The sequence below is a fragment of the Flavobacterium sp. K77 genome (assembly GCF_021608205.1).
In the GTDB taxonomy this organism is placed as follows: domain Bacteria; phylum Bacteroidota; class Bacteroidia; order Flavobacteriales; family Flavobacteriaceae; genus Flavobacterium; species Flavobacterium turcicum.
On sequence record NZ_JAKIHO010000003.1, the window covers coordinates 77,426 to 95,740 of the forward strand.

Here is an 18,315-nt window from a genome sequence, read left to right on the forward strand (position 1 = left end):
GTTTAACTTTCCAATTTTGAGATGATAATTAACTCGTTGTGGGTTTCTAGGCGAGGGAGTGAGCGAATTTTACAAGAGGTAGCATGAAACTCAGCGATAAAATTCTTGTTGCGCTGGTTTTGCATCTCGTTTAAAATCATGGTATTGAACAATGCAAAACCATTTTTTCGCAATAAATGACAAATTCTGTTGCTAAAAAAGGATTCGAATAAAAAATTGGGCATGTTTGTATCTTGAAACACATCGATGACGATGAGATCGTATTTTTGTTTGGTTTTTAAAACAAATTCAAACGCATCATCAACTATAATGGTAACATTTTTAATTTGATCCAATTGAAAGTAGGTGTTGGCAATGCGAGCCATTTCAGCATCAAGTTCAACGCCCGTGATGTTTCCTTTAAATCCTATTTCATCAACTAAGGTTTTAATAACGCTGCCGCCTGCTACGCCAAGAACCAATATATCTTGCATGGGTTGAATGCGATTAAAACCAATTTCTTTTAGTCCGTGACGTAAAATACGTTGTAAACTTCCGTACGAGTAATTCGCGTTTTTAGAATCGAGGACCAATTCACCATTATTCCAAGTTACTTCAATTGACTTGCTTAAGTCGGATTTAGTTTGAAAAATGGTAATAGGAGTCAAGTAGCTCAATATTTTTTTAATCATTACGGTCTGTTTTACCCAAAAATAAGATTTAAATTATTTATTTTACATCAAATTTCGAAATAATGAAAAAACGGTTGTACGAGTTTATCTTTTTCAAACTTATGGGTTGGAAAATTGTAGGAGGCATTGACGCTTCGGTTAAAAAATGTGTCATGATGGTCCTGCCTCATACGAGCGCACACGATTTTTATTTAGGAATTTTTACCAGAGGGATTACGCAATTAGAAATGAATTGGGTAGGCAAAAAGGAATTGTTTCGTTTTCCGTTTGGGTATTATTTCAGATACATGGGAGGCGAGCCACTGGATCGCTCTGGCGGATTAAATAAAGTAGAATCAATTGCCGCTATTTTTGATAAAAAGGAAACTTTTCGCTTGGCTGTGGCAGCAGAGGGCACACGCCACAAAGTAGCAGAACTCAAAACAGGATTTTATTATATTGCTCTGCAAGCAAATGTGCCTATTATTCCTGTCTCTTTCGATTTTGGTAGAAAACAAGTTCACTTAGGAGCAGCAGTACAACCAACCGGAAATTTTGAAAATGACTTGTCAATTTTAAAAGAACATTATAAAGGAGTTGAAGGAAAAATACCTGAAAATGGATATCATTTTGATTTTAAAAATTAAATAACTTACTAGAATGAAGAATTATAAAGGTTTACTCGCACTTGGGTTAAGTTGTACTGTTTTATTATCTTGTACTAATGATAATTCAATAACAGAGAGGAACTTGTATTTATTAACATCAAGTAATACTTCTGGTAAAATAAGTTATACCAATCTATTAGCAGCCACTTCTAAAGTTGAGTCATTTAGTATTGTTTCAGCAGATGCGGATGGTATTTCTTATGATCCGATTTCTGATGCTGTTGTTTTAGCATCACGCTCTAATAACCGACTCGAAGCTTATGCCAGGCTACGCACAACAAGTGAGGCAGGACTCGATAACCTTACACTAATTTCAAGTAGTTCGGGAACTGATTTTACAAATGCCAGAGAAACGGCGGTTTTCAATGATATTGTTGTAGTTGCTCAAGATCAATCGGCTTTTAATAACCTAGCGAATAAGTTGTTTGTATATCAAAAGTCGAGTTCAGGATTTACTTTACTAAAAACCTTTAGTACAACATTTAAACTTTGGGGAATTCATTTAGACGGTACCGATTTATATGCTGTGGTTGATTTAACGGGCGATGTTGCTCAATTCGAAAACATCCTCAATGCAAATAGCGGAGCAATAACGCCAACAAAACGAATCAGCATTGAAGGCATCAATAGAATCCACGGAATTACTTATTCCGCCTCAGATGATGTTATGATTCTAACAGATATTGCAAGTGCAACTTCATCATCAGATGGAGGCTTTGTTGTCCTACCTTCTTTTTCAAATCTTTTTGCTCTTACCGCAAATGGAGGTACACTTAAAATGGATAAACAACTACGTGTTTATGGACCTAATTCGCAGTTAGGAAACCCTGTTGACGTGGCTTATGACAAGCAATCTCAACAAATATTTATTGCTGAAAATTTAAAAAACGGAGGGCAAGTAATGCACTTTCGATTTCCAAGTCAATCAGGAGACAGTGCGCCATTGTTTGTTAGGTCAGAGGCGGGAGTGAGCTCAATTTTTGCCACCCGTTAAACACTTTTCTTGCTCAAATTTTAATTGACTACAGTTTAGGGTGATAACTTTTAAATGAACCATCGGTATAAAAAACAACTATTTTATCAATCTCAACTTCTGGAAAGCTATCCACAATTGTATTTGACGGTTCTTCTTTTGTTTCGGACTTAGGAGTGATCACTTCTTTATTATTTGAGAATAAATCAGTTGTGAATAGTGTAGTTTCTTCTGAGTTTTTTGCAACACTTTCATTTAGAGTAGAGGATATTTGTTTTTGGTCAGAAGCCGGAAAAGTACCTTTTCCATTTAAAATCCAATATAAATCTACTTCAGGATATACTTCTAAAATTTTTAAAATAAAGTCTAAACTAGGCTTGTTTCTGCCTGAAAGCAAATGCGACAAACTAGAGCGTTGCACACCTATTTTATCTGCAAACGAAGAAGCATTTAAACTGTAATAATCCAGTAGTAACTCTAGTCTTTTTATAAAATCTTCTATGTTTACCATTGTAAATTTATTATAAATTTCCCTATTTACAAATGTAATCAATTAAATTAGATAATCCAATTGCAAGGACATAAATATCGATAAACGCTAGTTTTATTAGAACTATCACTTCATATAATTATTATTAAAGTACTGTTATTGTATAATTTAAGTCTATTATATTTAATATGTAACAATTTTACATATGTTTATAAATCCTTTGTCCTCAGGAGTAGTTTTATTTGTTTACAAAATTGAAATTTCATGAAAAGCAATGATTTACATTTGTAAATAATAAGATGTTTACTTTTGTAAATTAAATAATAAACTATGAATTTACAAGAGTTATTCTATAAATATAAAGAAGAAAGTATATTTGGCAGGTATCTTACTTTACCAATGATTGAGCCTATTTTAGCTCAATTAAACTCTAATAATCAATTGCAGATTATTGGCGAGTCTGTGCAAGGAAGACCCATTTATTCCTATCAAATTGGAAGTGGTAAAACCAGAATCTTTTTATGGTCGCAAATGCATGGAAACGAAAGCACAACTACTAAAGCGCTTTTAGATTTTATGAATTTTTTGAATAGTGATAATTCTCTGGCGAAACAATTTTTAGAAGCATTTACATTTTATGCTATTCCAATGCTTAATCCTGATGGAGCTAATTTGTATACTCGAGAAAATGCTAATAAAGTAGATTTAAATCGAGACTCTCAAAATTTAACGCAGCCAGAAAGCAAATTACTTCGTGCAACTTTTGAAAGTTTTCAGCCTGACTTTTGTTTTAATTTGCATGATCAGAGAACCATTTTTGGTGTTGGTGATTCAGGGAAATCTGCTACAATGTCTTTTTTGGCTCCGTCCTATAATGAAAATCGTGACATAAATGACTGTCGTAGAAAAGCGATTGATTTAATTGCGGCTATTAATGAGGAGTTACAAGTCTACATACCCGGACAAATTGGTCGATTTGATGATTCATTCAATATCAATTGTATTGGAGATACATTTCAGTCCATGGGCGTGCCCACTGTACTATTTGAAGCGGGGCATTTTCAAGGTGATTATGAGCGAGAAGAAACCCGAAAATATGTTTTCATAGCCTTGATTTCAGGATTTAAAACACTTAGCGAAAACGTTATAGTTAGCAATGGAATCGAGAAATATTTGAATATTTCTCAAAATAAAGTCGTTTTTTATGATTTTATGTATAAAAACATCAAAATAAATTATGATGGTATCGAAATAATCACCAATTTTGCATTACAATACAAAGAAGAATTAATTGAAAATCAGATTTGTTTTAACGCTTATTTTTCACAAATAGGTGATTTAGAAAATCATTTCGGTCATTTCGAGTTTGATGCGGAAGGCGCACTGTATCAAGATGATTTTGATTCAGTTCCGAAATTGAATAAAAAAGCTGATTTTTATTTAGATAATAACATAAAAATTGTTAATGGATTGGTAAAAATTTAATATTTTTGTCTTTTTGTTGTTTTTATGTATAATTTTATACTTTGTTAAAGCAATTAATAATGTTAATTAAAAAGTTATGAGTAAATTTCGTTTAGATGAAGTAGATCACCAAATTTTGGATATGTTGATAGACAATACCAGAGTTCCATTTACGGATATTGCAAAAAAATTATTAATTTCTGCAGGAACTGTGCATGTGCGGGTTAAAAAAATGGAAGATGCTGGAATCATCATGGGATCATCATTGGTTTTGGATTATGATAAATTAGGCTACTCTTTTATTGCTTACGTTGGTGTGTTTTTGAATAATACTTCGCAAACTAAATTTGTTTTGGAGCGCATTAATGAAATTCCTTTTGTAACTGTTGCCTCTGTAACTACAGGTAAGTTTAATATTTTTTGCAAAATTAGAGCAAAAGATACTAAACATGCTAAAGATGTTATTTTTATGATTGATGATATTGATGGTGTTTACAGAACCGAGACTATGATTTCTCTTGAAGAAAGCATCAATGATAAAAAGCGTTTAATGCATACTATTTTCAAAAATATGTAATTGATCTTGAATGCTTATATAAAATATAACCTCAAGTTCGTTCTTGGGGTTTTTTTATAAAAACTATTTACTAAACCAACCACACAACACACTAACTATGTATACTTTACCTAAAATTGAACGCTTCAATCAAGACGTTCTATCTAAATACCACATCTATAATAGTGTATTTATAACTTTGCCTTTTCACTCTATTGATAATACGGGAGCATTATTACCCTTGTTTACAGATGTTTGCGATACTGGATTCAAAAAACAAGAAACACCTAAAGAAATTGTTGATTTCTTCGCTGAAAGGTATTTGCACAATGCCTCTGAAACGGACAAAATTGATATTATGTTTCGTTTTATTCAATATATCGAAAGGCAAATTGTACTTTTTGATGCAATTGAAGATGCTGCTTTTCCTGTAGTAAACAATATGGAAGGAATTGGATCTTTACGTGATATTAAAGAAAAAGCCGATGCTACTGCAAAAGCAGAAGAGGTTGTTGATTTTTTAGAAAATTTTAATGTTAGAACCGTTCTCACAGCCCACCCTACACAGTTTTATCCTGGTGCAGTTTTAGGAATAATCAATGACTTAACCGCAGCGATCAGAAATAATAATTTACTTGAAATTAAACAATTATTAGCTCAGTTGGGTAAAACACCTTTTATTCAACAAGAAAAACCAAATCCCTTTGACGAAGCAGTAAGTTTAATTTGGTACCTTGAAAACGTATTTTACCACACTTCGGGCGAAATGGTGCAGTACATTCAAAAAAATATTTTCAATGAAAATTCAATAAAAAACCCTTTGATAAAACTGGGATTTTGGCCAGGTGGTGATCGTGATGGGAACCCGTTTGTCACTACTGAAATCACCTTAAAGGTAGCCGATCGCTTGCGTACTTCGATCTTAAAATGTTATTACATTGAAATACGAAACTTAAAACGCAAGCTTACATTTTCAGGAGTTGACGTATTGATTACGGAGCTGGAGCAAAAATTATATCGTTCTGTTTTTTATTCAAAAGGAGAAATTTTTATCACTTTGGAGGAATTCAAATCGCAACTTAATAAAATTAAGCAAATTGTGATTGAGCAGCACCAATCATTATATCTAGATGAATTGGAAGCTTTGCTTATAAAAGTTAATTTGTTCGGATTTCACTTTGCTACTTTAGATATTCGTCAGAACAGTAAAATTCACGATGCCGTTTTTAAAGAAGTCGTGAGTTTATTTTCTAATTCAAATACTAATGTTTTTCCAAAAAATTATTTCGAATTAACCGAAGCTGAAAAGTTTGAAGTACTTTCAAAAGTAAAAGGAAGTATCGATCCTACAGCATTCGAGAACGAAATAACGCGACTTACACTTGAGTCGATACAAGCTATTAAAACTATTCAAGAAAATAATGGCGAATTTGGTGCCAACAGATACATTATCAGTAACAATGAAAGTGCGCTAAATGTAATGGAGACTTTTGCTTTATTTCGCTTAAGCGGATGGCAAAATCCTACTGTAGATATTGTGCCTTTGTTTGAATCGGTTGACGATTTGCAAAGTGCGCATGAAATCATGGAGAAACTATATACCAATGAGGCTTACGCTGCGCATTTGCATAGCAGAAACAATAAACAAACCATTATGTTAGGTTTCTCTGACGGAACAAAAGACGGTGGTTATTTGATGGCGAATTGGAGTATTTATAAAGCGAAAGAAGCCTTGACTGAAATGTCTCGTAAATATGGTATTAAAGTTATTTTCTTCGATGGTCGAGGAGGACCTCCAGCGCGTGGCGGCGGAAAAACACATAAATTTTACGCCTCATTAGGGCCTAATATTGAAAATAATGAAATTCAAGTAACTGTTCAAGGACAAACGATTAGCTCTAATTTTGGAACTTTAGATTCCTGTCGTTACAATTTGGAAAATTTATTAAGTGCAGGTGTAACCAATCAGGTTTTTGGGAAAGGAAGTAATGCTTTATCAGCAGCTGAGCAAGAAATTTTAGATCAGTTAGCCAACTTAGGATATGATAAATATTTGAGTTTTAAAAATCATCCGCAATTTATACCGTACCTTGAACAAATGAGTACGCTGAAATATTACGCAAAAACCAATATTGGTAGCCGACCATCAAAAAGAAGTAAGTCGGAGCAATTGGATTTTGCTGATTTAAGAGCTATTCCTTTTGTAGGTTCATGGAGTCAATTGAAACAAAATGTACCTGGTTTTTTTGGTGTAGGAACGGCCTTAAAACATTTTGAAACTAGTGGGCAATGGGATAAAGTTCAAGACTTGTACAATCATTCTTTGTTCTTTAAAACCTTGTTGGAAAACAGTATGATGTCGTTAGCAAAATCCTTTTTCCCATTAACAGCTTACATGCGTAAGGATCCTAAATTTGGTGATTTCTGGCAAATTATTTACGACGAATTTTTAGAAACCAAACGTTTGTTGCTGAAAATTGCAGGTCATACTGAACTAATGGAGAATTACCCTGATGGTAAAGCTTCTATTCAAATAAGAGAGCGAATTGTATTGCCATTGTTAACAATACAGCAATATGCGTTGTTAAGAATAAATGAATTGAATAAAGAAGAAAACCCAGACGAGGCTTTAATCAAGGTCTATGAAAAAATTGTGACCCGTTCACTATTCGGCAATACCAATGCAAGTAGAAACTCGGCTTAAAAATAAATACAAATATGAAATCAATCCAGTTACCAGTTAATGAATATGCAGCCTTTTATGCTCCATATATACAAGCCTTAGGAGAGGTAGATCTTATTGAAGAATTAGAAATTTCATTACATGCCTTTATTAAATTTGTGCAAAACATTCCGATGGATAAGTTTGACTACAGGTATGCTGAAGGAAAATGGGATATCAAGGAAATTATTCAGCATGTAATTGATACGGAACGCATTTTTGCTTACCGAGCTTTACGAATTTCTAGAAACGATCAAACGCCTTTACCTGGTTTTGATGAAAACGCCTTTGTTGTCAATACTGAGGCTAGTAAAAGAAGTATTCAAGAATTACTAACAGAATTATCTGCTGTTCGCCATTCCAATTTATTGTTTTTTAAAAGCTTAAGTTCAGATCAATTTCAAAGAATTGGAACAGCATCCAATGCAGCAATATCAGTTAGAGCAATCGGTTTTATTATGATTGGTCATCAAAAGCACCATCAAAAAGTTTTTGAGGAAAGATATTTATAACATTTTAAAAACCTGTCGACCAAATTGTAAGTTTATTATCAAACGACATGGTATTTGCAGGACTTGTAGAAGGCATCACATGATACGTGATGCCTTTTATTTGTCCGAATTTTTTAAAAAATAGTAAATAACTAGCTTTGCCATTAAATAATATGGTTGTAATGGTTGGATATTGTTTTAAAAAAGAAACAAAGTCATTTACCAAAGGATTTTTAATATTCAAATCGAGACTTCCTTCACGCTCACATGCAGCTAAAACATCCCAAAGTCCGATGTGATGGTTCTGCAGTAATTGAATTTTACTTTGATAATCGGGTAGAATATCGCTTTGAGCAAGGATTTCTTGCATGATTTTCCAGAACTGATTGCGTGTATTTCCATAATATTCCTGCTGTTGCAAAGAAATATTCCCTGGCATCGATCCAAGAATCAACAGTTTTGTTTTTGAGTTTATTATCGGTGAAAAAGAATGAATCATTTTAACTTTCAGCATTTTCTTTTTCCAGAATGGCTAAGGCCAGCCGAATTTTACCATAATCAATTTGTTCTTCTAAATAATCAAAATAAGGTTTCAAGGCTTGCGGAGCTTCTAATTGCTCTTTGGCTTCGGCTACTTTAAGGATATCATTTTCTGATACAAACGATTCTAAATCAATTTCTTCGCCATCGGTATATAATTTTGCCAAATGCGAAAAAACGGTACTTTCACCAATTTTTCGTTTAGTAGCTATTTCGCTTACGCTTAATCCTTCTTGATAGAGTTTAAGTGTTTCTTTATAAGTTGTAGCTTCTTTCTTTTTGCGAACGGATTTTTCTTTGTGATGCGCGATAATAACTTCAATAAAGGCGGTTCCATATTTTTCGAGTTTCGTTCGCCCCACACCATCAATAGATAGTAATTCGTTTTCGCTCATTGGTCTTTCAGTTTCCATTTGGCGTAAAGCTGCATCACTAAAAATGACATAAGCGGGAACTTCTTCCTCTTTTGCAATCTGATAACGTAGGTTTCGCAAGGCTTCAAAAAGTCCATTTCCTTTGCTTACTTTATTTTTCGTGCTAACCGTAGGAGCTGTTTCGGTTTTTGGTCTTTGAACAGCAGTCAGTTGAACTTTTTCGTTCTCAAATAAAACTTTAGTAGCTAAACTAGTGAGTCTTATTTTGTTTTGTTGATGAAAAGCGATTTCACAATAGCCCAAATTGATCAATTGAATTAGGTATTGATTCCAATCGTACCACGAAATGGAGTTGCCCACACCATAAGTCTTTAAATTTTGATATTCTTTTTCAAAAATATAAGCGTTTTTAGAACCTCGCAAAAAATCAATGATTACCGGAAGTGGCTCGCTTTCTTTCAATCTTTTTATGGCTGAGAGTGCTTTTTGAGCAATTATAGTTCCATCAAAAAACGAGGGTGGATTTTTACAAATATCGCAGTTGCCACAATTGGATGTAACTAATTCACCAAAGTAGGACAGTAAAATCTTTCTTCGACAACTTAAAGCATCAGCATATTGTTTCATCCGATCCAATTTAGCCAACTGCAATTCGGCATTCAATCCTTGAGATGCAAATTTTTGCAGCTGTATTAAATCGCCATAGCTTTCGAACAAAATAGTTTCAGAGGGAAGTCCGTCGCGACCTGCACGACCTATCTCTTGGTAATAGCCCTCAATATTTTTGGGCAAATTATAATGAATAACCCAACGCACATTCGATTTGTCAATTCCCATTCCAAAAGCTATCGTGGCGCACACAATTTGGCATTCATCGTTGATAAATTCATCTTGAGTTTGAGAACGCAAATCAGCATCTAAGCCTGCATGGTAAGCTTTTGCAGCAATGCCAAGTTGTTGTAATTTTTCGGCTAGTTCTTCAGTAGTTTTGCGACTTAAACAATAAATAATTCCAGACTCGTCAGGTTTGTCTTTTATAAATTCAATAATTTGTTTTACCCGGTCTAAAGCAGGTCTTACCTCAAGACTTAAATTTTTACGGTCAAAAGAAGAAATGTATACTTTTGGTTGTTTGAGATTGAGTTGTTTGGCAATATCCCTGCGGGTTGCTTTGTCTGCAGTTGCAGTTAGTGCAAGAATAGGAACGCTTGGCAATCTATTTTTGAGGTAGCCTAAATTTGTGTAGGCGGGCCTAAAATCATGTCCCCATGAGGAAATGCAATGCGCTTCATCAATTGCAATAAGACTTACATTTAAGGAACTGAATAAAGGATCTAGGATAGTTAAACTCTCTGGCGCAACGTAAACTAATTTAATAGTTTGAGCTTGAATTTTATCAATTAAAATGGTTCGCTCTTCGTCTGTCTGACTACTATTTAGGTAACAAGCTGCAATACCGTTTGCCTTTAAGCTGTCAACTTGGTCTTTCATCAAAGCAATCAAAGGTGATAATACAATTGTGATCCCTGGTAATAAAAGAGCTGGTAATTGAAAGCAAATTGATTTTCCTCCACCCGTTGGCATTATTGCAAGCGTATCAAGCCCTGCGAGCACATCACTAATGATTTCAGCTTGCTGTGGTCTGAATTTATCAAAACCAAAATTTTCTTTTAAAGTAGTGTGTAAGATTGGATGGGTCATTTATGAATTTGTGAGCGCACTTTAGATAAAAAAAGGAACTCCGAAAAAGAGTTCCTTTAATACAATTTTATAAAAATCGAGACCTAATTAGTCTTCGTCTTCATCATCTTCTTCGTCAGCGTAGTCTTTTGTGTCGATATCATCGTCATCATCCTCACCGTCAGTATCAGGCTTGTCAATGACTTCGTCTTCGTCATCATCATCAATGTCGTCATCAAGATCTAAGCCTTTGATTGGTTCTACTACATCATCAATCATTATTTCATCATCTTCGTCGTAATTTTCGATTCTGTCTGCAAGTTTTGTACTCACTTTTACTAAATAGATAGTATCTTCAGTACGTACTTCTACTGCTTCTACCAATTCGTTTTTAGCGTTTCTAAAACTAATAATGTTTGAATCATCATAACCATCTGGAAATTTATCAACCAAAAGGTTTAAAATTTCATTGGTAAGTTTTGCGTAGTCAACTATTACTCTTTTCATAAATATTCTATAAATCTAATAAATAAGCGAAAATTAATGGCGCTACAATGGTAGCATCAGATTCTATGATAAATTTAGGTGTATTCATATCTAGTTTACCCCAAGTGATTTTTTCATTTGGAACAGCTCCTGAATACGAACCATAACTTGTTGTTGAATCAGATATTTGACAGAAATAGCTCCAGAATGGAACATCATGCATTTCCATATCTTGGTACAACATAGGTACCACACAAATTGGGAAATCACCTGCGATACCACCGCCAATTTGGAAAAATCCAATTCCGTTGCTACTATTTTTTGGGTACCAATCAGCAAGGAAAGTCATGTATTCAATTCCAGATTTCATGGTAGAAGCTTTCAATTCTCCTTTGATTACGTAAGAAGCAAAAATATTACCCATGGTGCTGTCTTCCCAACCTGGAACAACAATTGGTAAATTTTTCTCCGCTGCAGCGTACATCCAACTGTCTTTTAAATCAATTTCGTAGTATTCTTCAAGAACACCTGATAATAACATTTTATACATGAATTCATGCGGAAAATAACGTTCTCCTTTATCATCTGCATCTTTCCAAATTTTGTAAATGTGCTTTTGTAAACGACGGAAAGCTTCGTGCTCTGGAATACAAGTATCAGTTACACGGTTTAAACCACGCTCCAATAAATCCCATTCGTCTTGAGGAGTCAAATCACGGTAGTTAGGCACTCTTTCGTAATGAGAGTGAGCCACTAAGTTCATAATATCTTCTTCAAGGTTGGCTCCCGTACAAGAAATAATATGTACTTTGTCTTGACGAATAATGTCAGAAAATATTTTTCCAATCTCGGCAGTACTCATTGCACCTGCCATACTCACCATCATTTTTGCGCCTTTTGCTAATTGTTCTTCGTATGCTTTAGCTGCGTCAACTAAAGCTGCAGAATTGAAATGCAAATAATGCTTTTCTATAAACTGACTGATTGGTCCTTTACTCATTTTTATTTTAATTTTTAACTGCTATTATTTTCGTCACGACTGTTTCAAATGTAACGATTTTTTGAATTTAAAGAAATAAATGCGATTATTATTTGCGGTCGTAACCTAAAATTTTCAAAACGTCTTCAGAGGTTTGTTGCTCTGAAAATACTTCGGTTGCCAAAATTCCATTTTCATCACGATCGATCAAAATGTGTTTTGGTTGTGGAATCAAACAGTGGTGTAATCCTCCGTAGCCTCCAATAGTTTCTTGGTATGCGCCTGTGTTAAAAAAACCAATATACAAAGGTTTTTCTTTATTGTACTTAGGTAAGTAAATGGCGTTCATGTTTTGCTCTGAGTTGTAGTAATCATCGCTGTCGCACGTCATTCCTCCTAATAAAACACGTTCATAAGTATCGTTCCAACGGTTTACAGCCAACATGATAAAACGCTTGTTGATAGCCCAAGTATCTGGTAAAGTTGTGATGAAAGAAGAGTCAATCATGTTCCATTTCTCTCTATCATTTTGTTGTTTTTGATACAAAATTTGATAAATAGCACCACCACTTTCGCCTACAGTATACGATCCGAACTCTGTAAAAATGTTTGGTACATCCACTTCAGCCTCGTCACAAGCGATTTTAATTTGATTGATAATTTCATCAATCATGTATTGGTAATCATATTCAAAAGCCAATGAATTTTTGATAGGGAAACCTCCACCAATATTCAAGCCGTCAAGTGTAGGACATTCTTTTTTTAGTGCTATGTATACTTTGATACATTTTACCAACTCGTTCCAATAATACGCCGTATCATTGATACCAGTATTGATAAAAAAGTGAAGCATTTTAAGCTCTAATTTATCATTATCCTGAATTTGTTTTTTGTAAAATGAAACAATATTCTTGTAACCAATTCCCAATCTTGAGGTATAGAATTCAAATTTTGGCTCCTCTTCAGCTGCAATTCTAATTCCAATTTTGAATTTGTTTTTGATTTGGCCTTGTAGCAAATCTAATTCTTCATAATTATCAATAATCGGAATGGTATTTTTGTGTCCGTTATTGATTAAACGAGCAATATTTTCAATGTATTGATCGCGTTTGAAACCATTACAAATAACATATGTGCTCTTGTTTATTTTACCATTTGCTAAAAGATTTTCAACAATATTTATGTCAAAAGCCGAAGAGGTTTCGATATGAATGTTATTCTTGAAAGCTTCGTTCATAATGTATTCAAAATGAGAGCTTTTAGTGCAATAGCAATAGTAGTATTTGGCTTCGTATTTGTTTTTCTCCATCGATTTACGAAACCAACTTTTTGCTCTGTTGATGTTATTTGAAATTTGCGGCAAATAAGTAAACTTTAAAGGCGTACCGTATTGCTCAACTAATTTCATTAAATCAATATTATGAAAAAGTAAGTGGTCTTTGTTTAGCGTAAATTCTTCTTGTGGAAAATAATATGTTTGATTGATTAAGTCCGAATATTTTGTATTCATTGAAGCAGGTTTAATAGATTAAATAGTGTTTTAAAACATAGATGAATCTATCATTCAAACCCGAATATTAGCATATACAATCTGTAGCTTTTCGTTATCGGCTTTTAGGTATTGAAAAACATCGAAAGTAAAGTTGCCTTTAATAGAATAAAAGCGCTTCAATATCCTTAAAAAGGACATGGTTTTGCGGGTTTTATTGGAACCAGAGCGTGACTTACTGTGTGTTTTTTTCATCGGTGCAAATGTAAAAAATATTATCCACGCAATGCAATGCTTTTTTAGAAAAAAATATTAAGATTTGTAATCTTCAAACGCTTTAAGAATTAATTCATTTTCAACTGCTTGATTTATTTTTATTCCGCCAATGCCTTCAATTAAGGCAAACTGAATGGTTCCGTATTCATTTTTTTTGTCATGAATCAGTAAAGCCAAGATTGGATCGATATCTTTTTCATCAAAAACAATAGTTTCATAAATAGATTGAATACAGTTTTTGATTTCGATATAATCTGCTTGGGTTAAAAGTCCCTTTTCCATAGCAATGAAACTTTCTAAAATCATACCAACAGCTATAGCTTCACCATGTAAAAGTGTAGTTTTTTCAGAGGTTTCTAAAAAGTAACTTTCAATAGCATGCCCGAGTGTGTGCCCAAAATTAAGAGCTTTTCGGATGTTTTTTTCGGTTGGATCTTGTTTTACAATTTTATTTTTTATTTCTACCGATCTGTAAATCAGTGCGTCAAAATCAGCGTAATCTATTGCAGCAAGGTCTAAAAATTGATTCCAGTATGTTCTATCATAAATTAAACCGTGCTTGAGCATTTCAGCCAAACCAGATCGCATTTCAGTTTGCGGCACTGTTTCAAGATATTGCGTGTCAATTAGAACCATTAATGGAACGTTAATCACTCCAATTTGGTTTTTTAAATTACCTAAATCAACACCATTTTTACCACCCACAGAGGCGTCAACCATTGATAATAAGGTTGTAGGAATATGAATAAAATCGATTCCTCTTTTGAAGGTACTGGCTACAAATCCGCCCAAATCAGTCACAACACCGCCGCCCAAATTGATAACCAAACTTTTTCTATCGGCTCCAAGTTCAGTTAGTACATTCCAAATTTGTACACAGGTTTCAATATTTTTATTTTCTTCGCCGGCCTCAAATTCTATAATTTCAATTGCTACTTCTGTTTCTAATAATGGTAAAAAATTTGGCAAGCAAAACTCGTTTGTATTGTTATCAACAATAATGAAAATAGAAGAATAACTGTTGTTTTGTAGGTGAATGTTTAGCGCTTGATAGGCTTCTTCGTTGAAATGAATAGGGTAATTGTTAGCTTGTATGGTCTGCATTGTTGTACTTGTATTTGATAAGTTGATCTTGGATTTAATCAACGTCAAATGTATCAATTAATCAAATCTTTTGTGGTCAAACAGCGAGAAAATTCACAGTCATTGCATTTTTCTGTTTTTTAACCATTGTATTTAGTTAAATATTCAAAGTCTATCTATATTTGTATAAAATTTAAACAGATAATGAAAAAAATATTTGACAACACACAAGTTGCTTTTGCTTTAAAAAGCGATACCGAACTTGATCGCGCTTATTTTCTTTTTAAAATGATAGCTAATCAGCCTTTAGTGCGAATTGGTACTGCGGTTACAAATTTTGCTTTAAAAGCCAATTTACCGGTCGAAGGATTAATTCGAGCAACTGTTTTTGATCATTTTTGTGGTGGTGTCAATGAGGATGATTGCTTGTCTGTGGTTGATAAAATGTATACTAAAGGAGTTTCTTCGGTTTTGGATTATTCTGTGGAAGGAAAAGAAGAAGAAGATCAATTTGATGCTGCTTTGCAAATGACTTTAAAAACTATTGAATTTGCTAAAGAACGTATGGCAATTCCTTTTGCCGTTTTTAAACCAACCGGTTTTGGACGTTTTGAATTGTATGAAAAACTAGGAGAAAAACAAACCTTGACTGCTGCTGAACAAATAGAATGGGATCGAGTAGTGGAACGTTTTGACATTGTTTGTAAAGAAGCGCACCAAAAAAATGTAGCCTTACTTATTGATGGTGAAGAGAGTTGGATGCAAGATGCAGCCGATGATTTGGTTGCTTCTATGATGCGAAAATATAATAAGGAGAAAGCTATCGTTTTTAATACGCTACAAATGTATCGTTGGGATCGATTGGATTACTTGAAAAAATTACATGAGCAAGCCAAAGCAGAGGGATTTTATATCGGAATGAAAATTGTTCGTGGTGCGTATATGGAAAAAGAAAATACACGTGCCGAAGAAAAAGGATATCCAAGCCCGATTTGTGCATCAAAAGAAGCTACCGATATTAATTACGATGCAGCTGTTTCTTATATGGTTGAACATATTGATACAATGGCTATTTTTGCAGGAACTCACAACGAATTAAGTACATATACTTTGATGGACTTAATGCAACAAAACGGTATGGCTACTACTGATAATCGCATTTGGTTCGGGCAATTGTACGGAATGAGTGACAACATTAGTTACAATCTAGCAAATGAAGGGTACAATGTGTCTAAATATTTGCCATTTGGACCAGTGAAAGATGTGATGCCGTATTTGATTCGTCGTGCTGAAGAAAACACTTCAGTAGCAGGTCAAACTAGTCGTGAGCTTTCTATGATAAAAGCGGAAAGAAATCGCAGAAAAGGGAAATGATTTTATTTCAAATAGGTTTAACAACTATAAAAAAGCTCCAATAAAATTTTATTGGAGCTTTTTTGTTGATATTTTTAATATTTTTATTGACTCTAAGAATTGCTAAACTGCAAATTACTTAGGTTTTTATAAATCCCATTTTCTAGTTCAATTAAATCTTGGTGTGTTCCCTGTTCAGCAATTCTACCATTGTCTAAAACCAAAATTTGATCAGCACTTCGAATGGTTGACAAACGGTGTGCAATGATTATGCTGGTGCGGCCTTCCATTAAAATTTCTAGTGCTTCTTGTACTAATTTTTCACTTTCGCTATCTAACGAAGATGTGGCTTCGTCTAAAATTAAAATACTAGGATTTTTAAGCAAAGCACGTGCAATGGCAATACGTTGTCTTTGTCCGCCTGATAATTTAATACCACGTTCTCCAACCACGGTTTCGAATTTTTCAGGGAAACTTTCGATAAAGTGATACGCATTAGCTTGCTTGGATGCGAGTAGAATTTCTTCATCTGTAGCATTTGGTTTTCCGTAGGCAATATTTTCTTTAATTGTTCCGCCAAAAAGAATCACATCTTGAGGAACGATACTCATATTTCCTCTAAGATTTTCTAAATCAAAGTCGTAAATGTTTTTACCATCAATTTGAATTTCTCCTGCATCAATATTGTAAAAACGAAGTAGGAGCGAAGCAATTGTTGATTTTCCGGTACCACTTGGCCCAACAATTGCAATTTTTTGACCAAAATTAGCCGTGAAACTGACATCTTTTAAAACCTGAATCTCTTTTCGGGATGGGTAACTAAAAGCAACATTTTTGAAGCTTACATTGCCTTGTATTTTTTCTAGTGGTAATGTTGTGCCATTAGCATTAATTTTCTCGGGTGTTTCATCAAGTAATTCGAAAACACGTTCTGTAGCGCCAATTGCCTTTTGAATTTGTGCATACAACTCAGCAATTCCGCCAAATGAAGCACCTACAAATGTGGAATACAACACAAACGATATTAATTGACCAACGCTCATTTCGCCACTAATACTCAATTGTACGCCGTACCAAACTACTGCTACGATTGCTCCAAACAAACAAAAAATGATAAATGAGGCAAAGTAACCGCGGTATTTTCCGCCTTTGATGGCAATGCTTACAACTTCCTTAATTTTACCATTGTAACGCGCTATTTCGTACCATTCGTTTGCAAAAGCTTTAACTATTGAAATTCCTTGCATGGTTTCCTCAACCACTACTTGGCTCTCGGCTACTTTATCTTGCACGTTTTTCGAGTATTTTCGAATAAAACGACCAAATATAACAGCCGCGACAGCTACTAAAGGCACAACAGATAACATTAATAAAGTGAGTTTGATACTTTCGTTTGCCAAAAGTAAAACACCTCCAATAATTAAGATGAATTGTCTTAAAAATTCTGCAATAGTTGATGTTAGTGTATCTTGAATTTGAGTGATGTCTGAGCTGATGCGACTGTTCAACTCTCCAACGCGTTTTTGCGAGAAAAACGACATGGGTAATTTTACCAAGTTAGAATACAATGAAAGTCGGAGATTAGCCAATGTGTTCTCTGTAAAATTCACGAAAAGGTATAATCTGAAAAAAGAACAGATCGATTGTAAAAAAAGAATTAAAACCAATCCACCTGCAATATAGTTAGCTTGCGAATTGTCTTTATTTTTTACGCAATCTATTAACATTCCCATTAACTTAGGAAAGGCTAGGGCAGTAGCTCCTGTGAAAAGTAGGAATACAAGGCCAACGTAAAATTTCCATCGATGATTGCCTGCAAATTGAAATATAACGGTTGCTTTTTGGAGTGAAGTAGCTGTAATTTTTGATTTTGGTAAATCGTTTTCTTTGAATCGAGCCATTATTTTTTGTTTATGTTACAAATGTATGACTATAAGAATGCAATTCAAAAAAATAGTTCAAAATCCCTATGTTTGTAAAGTGTTCGTATTGAATAAGGTAGAGTAAATGAGTGATTTTTTATCAATTTATTTTACAAAAA

The 18,315-nt window shown here is 33.9% G+C and carries 16 protein-coding genes; 7 read left to right on the forward strand and 9 right to left on the reverse strand.

The window, feature by feature from the left end; genetic code table 11:
- Positions 1-2: 2 nt before the first annotated feature.
- Positions 3-671, reverse strand: a complete 669-nt coding sequence (locus tag L1S34_RS07600) for a spermidine synthase (RefSeq protein WP_236363506.1) — start codon at positions 669-671, stop codon at positions 3-5.
- Between the two features lie 62 nt (positions 672-733).
- Between L1S34_RS07600 and L1S34_RS07605 the strand changes: the two genes are divergently transcribed.
- Positions 734-1,297, forward strand: coding sequence for a 1-acyl-sn-glycerol-3-phosphate acyltransferase (locus tag L1S34_RS07605; protein ID WP_236363507.1), 564 nt, complete (start codon positions 734-736; stop codon positions 1,295-1,297).
- A 13-nt stretch (positions 1,298-1,310) separates the two neighbouring features.
- The gene (locus L1S34_RS07610; protein ID WP_236363508.1) at positions 1,311-2,312 is read left to right on the forward strand and encodes a hypothetical protein; all 1,002 of its coding nucleotides are present in this window, start codon (positions 1,311-1,313) and stop codon (positions 2,310-2,312) included.
- A gap of 28 nt (positions 2,313-2,340) precedes the next feature.
- On the opposite strand, the gene L1S34_RS07615 is transcribed toward L1S34_RS07610, so the two are convergent.
- Positions 2,341-2,802 (reverse strand): helix-turn-helix domain-containing protein, encoded by a 462-nt coding sequence (locus L1S34_RS07615; RefSeq protein WP_236363509.1) that lies wholly within the window; start codon positions 2,800-2,802, stop codon positions 2,341-2,343.
- A gap of 309 nt (positions 2,803-3,111) precedes the next feature.
- Between L1S34_RS07615 and L1S34_RS07620 the strand changes: the two genes are divergently transcribed.
- The 4 genes from L1S34_RS07620 to L1S34_RS07635 all read left to right on the forward strand — a co-directional run bounded on the left by L1S34_RS07620 (position 3,112) and on the right by L1S34_RS07635 (position 8,035).
- Positions 3,112-4,266 (forward strand): M14 family metallopeptidase, encoded by a 1,155-nt coding sequence (locus L1S34_RS07620; protein ID WP_236363510.1) that lies wholly within the window; start codon positions 3,112-3,114, stop codon positions 4,264-4,266.
- 76 nt (positions 4,267-4,342) lie between these two features.
- Positions 4,343-4,822 (forward strand): Lrp/AsnC family transcriptional regulator, encoded by a 480-nt coding sequence (locus L1S34_RS07625; RefSeq protein WP_072943262.1) that lies wholly within the window; start codon positions 4,343-4,345, stop codon positions 4,820-4,822.
- A gap of 97 nt (positions 4,823-4,919) precedes the next feature.
- Positions 4,920-7,505 (forward strand): phosphoenolpyruvate carboxylase, encoded by a 2,586-nt coding sequence (locus tag L1S34_RS07630; protein WP_236363511.1) that lies wholly within the window; start codon positions 4,920-4,922, stop codon positions 7,503-7,505.
- Between the two features lie 14 nt (positions 7,506-7,519).
- Complete coding sequence (locus L1S34_RS07635; protein ID WP_236363512.1) at positions 7,520-8,035, forward strand: DinB family protein; 516 nt, start codon at positions 7,520-7,522, stop codon at positions 8,033-8,035.
- A gap of 4 nt (positions 8,036-8,039) precedes the next feature.
- On the opposite strand, the gene L1S34_RS07640 is transcribed toward L1S34_RS07635, so the two are convergent.
- The 6 genes from L1S34_RS07640 to aroB all read right to left on the reverse strand — a co-directional run bounded on the left by L1S34_RS07640 (position 8,040) and on the right by aroB (position 14,942).
- A complete protein-coding gene (locus L1S34_RS07640; RefSeq protein ID WP_236363513.1) occupies positions 8,040-8,528 on the reverse strand; it encodes a DNA-deoxyinosine glycosylase in 489 nt (162 codons plus the stop codon).
- Positions 8,515-10,629 (reverse strand): DNA helicase RecQ, encoded by a 2,115-nt coding sequence (gene recQ / locus L1S34_RS07645; RefSeq protein WP_236363514.1) that lies wholly within the window; start codon positions 10,627-10,629, stop codon positions 8,515-8,517. Before recQ ends, L1S34_RS07640 begins: the two co-directional genes overlap by 14 nt.
- An 87-nt stretch (positions 10,630-10,716) precedes the next feature.
- Positions 10,717-11,115, reverse strand: a complete 399-nt coding sequence (locus L1S34_RS07650) for a DNA primase (RefSeq protein ID WP_166134544.1) — start codon at positions 11,113-11,115, stop codon at positions 10,717-10,719.
- Positions 11,116-11,122: 7 nt separating this feature from the next.
- Positions 11,123-12,094: a deoxyhypusine synthase family protein gene (locus L1S34_RS07655; RefSeq protein WP_236363515.1), complete on the reverse strand. Its 972-nt coding sequence runs from the start codon at positions 12,092-12,094 to the stop codon at positions 11,123-11,125.
- A gap of 88 nt (positions 12,095-12,182) precedes the next feature.
- On the reverse strand, positions 12,183-13,583 hold the full coding sequence (locus tag L1S34_RS07660; protein WP_166134540.1) for an arginine decarboxylase: 1,401 nt from the start codon (positions 13,581-13,583) through the stop codon (positions 12,183-12,185).
- Between the two features lie 291 nt (positions 13,584-13,874).
- Positions 13,875-14,942 carry a 3-dehydroquinate synthase gene (gene aroB / locus L1S34_RS07665; RefSeq protein ID WP_236363516.1) on the reverse strand — a complete coding sequence of 356 codons (1,068 nt, stop codon included), beginning with the start codon at positions 14,940-14,942 and terminating at the stop codon, positions 13,875-13,877.
- Positions 14,943-15,125: 183 nt separating this feature from the next.
- Between aroB and L1S34_RS07670 the strand changes: the two genes are divergently transcribed.
- Positions 15,126-16,295, forward strand: a complete 1,170-nt coding sequence (locus L1S34_RS07670) for a proline dehydrogenase family protein (RefSeq protein WP_236363517.1) — start codon at positions 15,126-15,128, stop codon at positions 16,293-16,295.
- Between the two features lie 92 nt (positions 16,296-16,387).
- Here L1S34_RS07670 and L1S34_RS07675 read toward each other — a convergent pair whose 3' ends face one another.
- On the reverse strand, positions 16,388-18,175 hold the full coding sequence (locus L1S34_RS07675; protein ID WP_236363518.1) for an ABC transporter ATP-binding protein: 1,788 nt from the start codon (positions 18,173-18,175) through the stop codon (positions 16,388-16,390).
- Between the last annotated feature and the right edge of the window lie 140 nt (positions 18,176-18,315).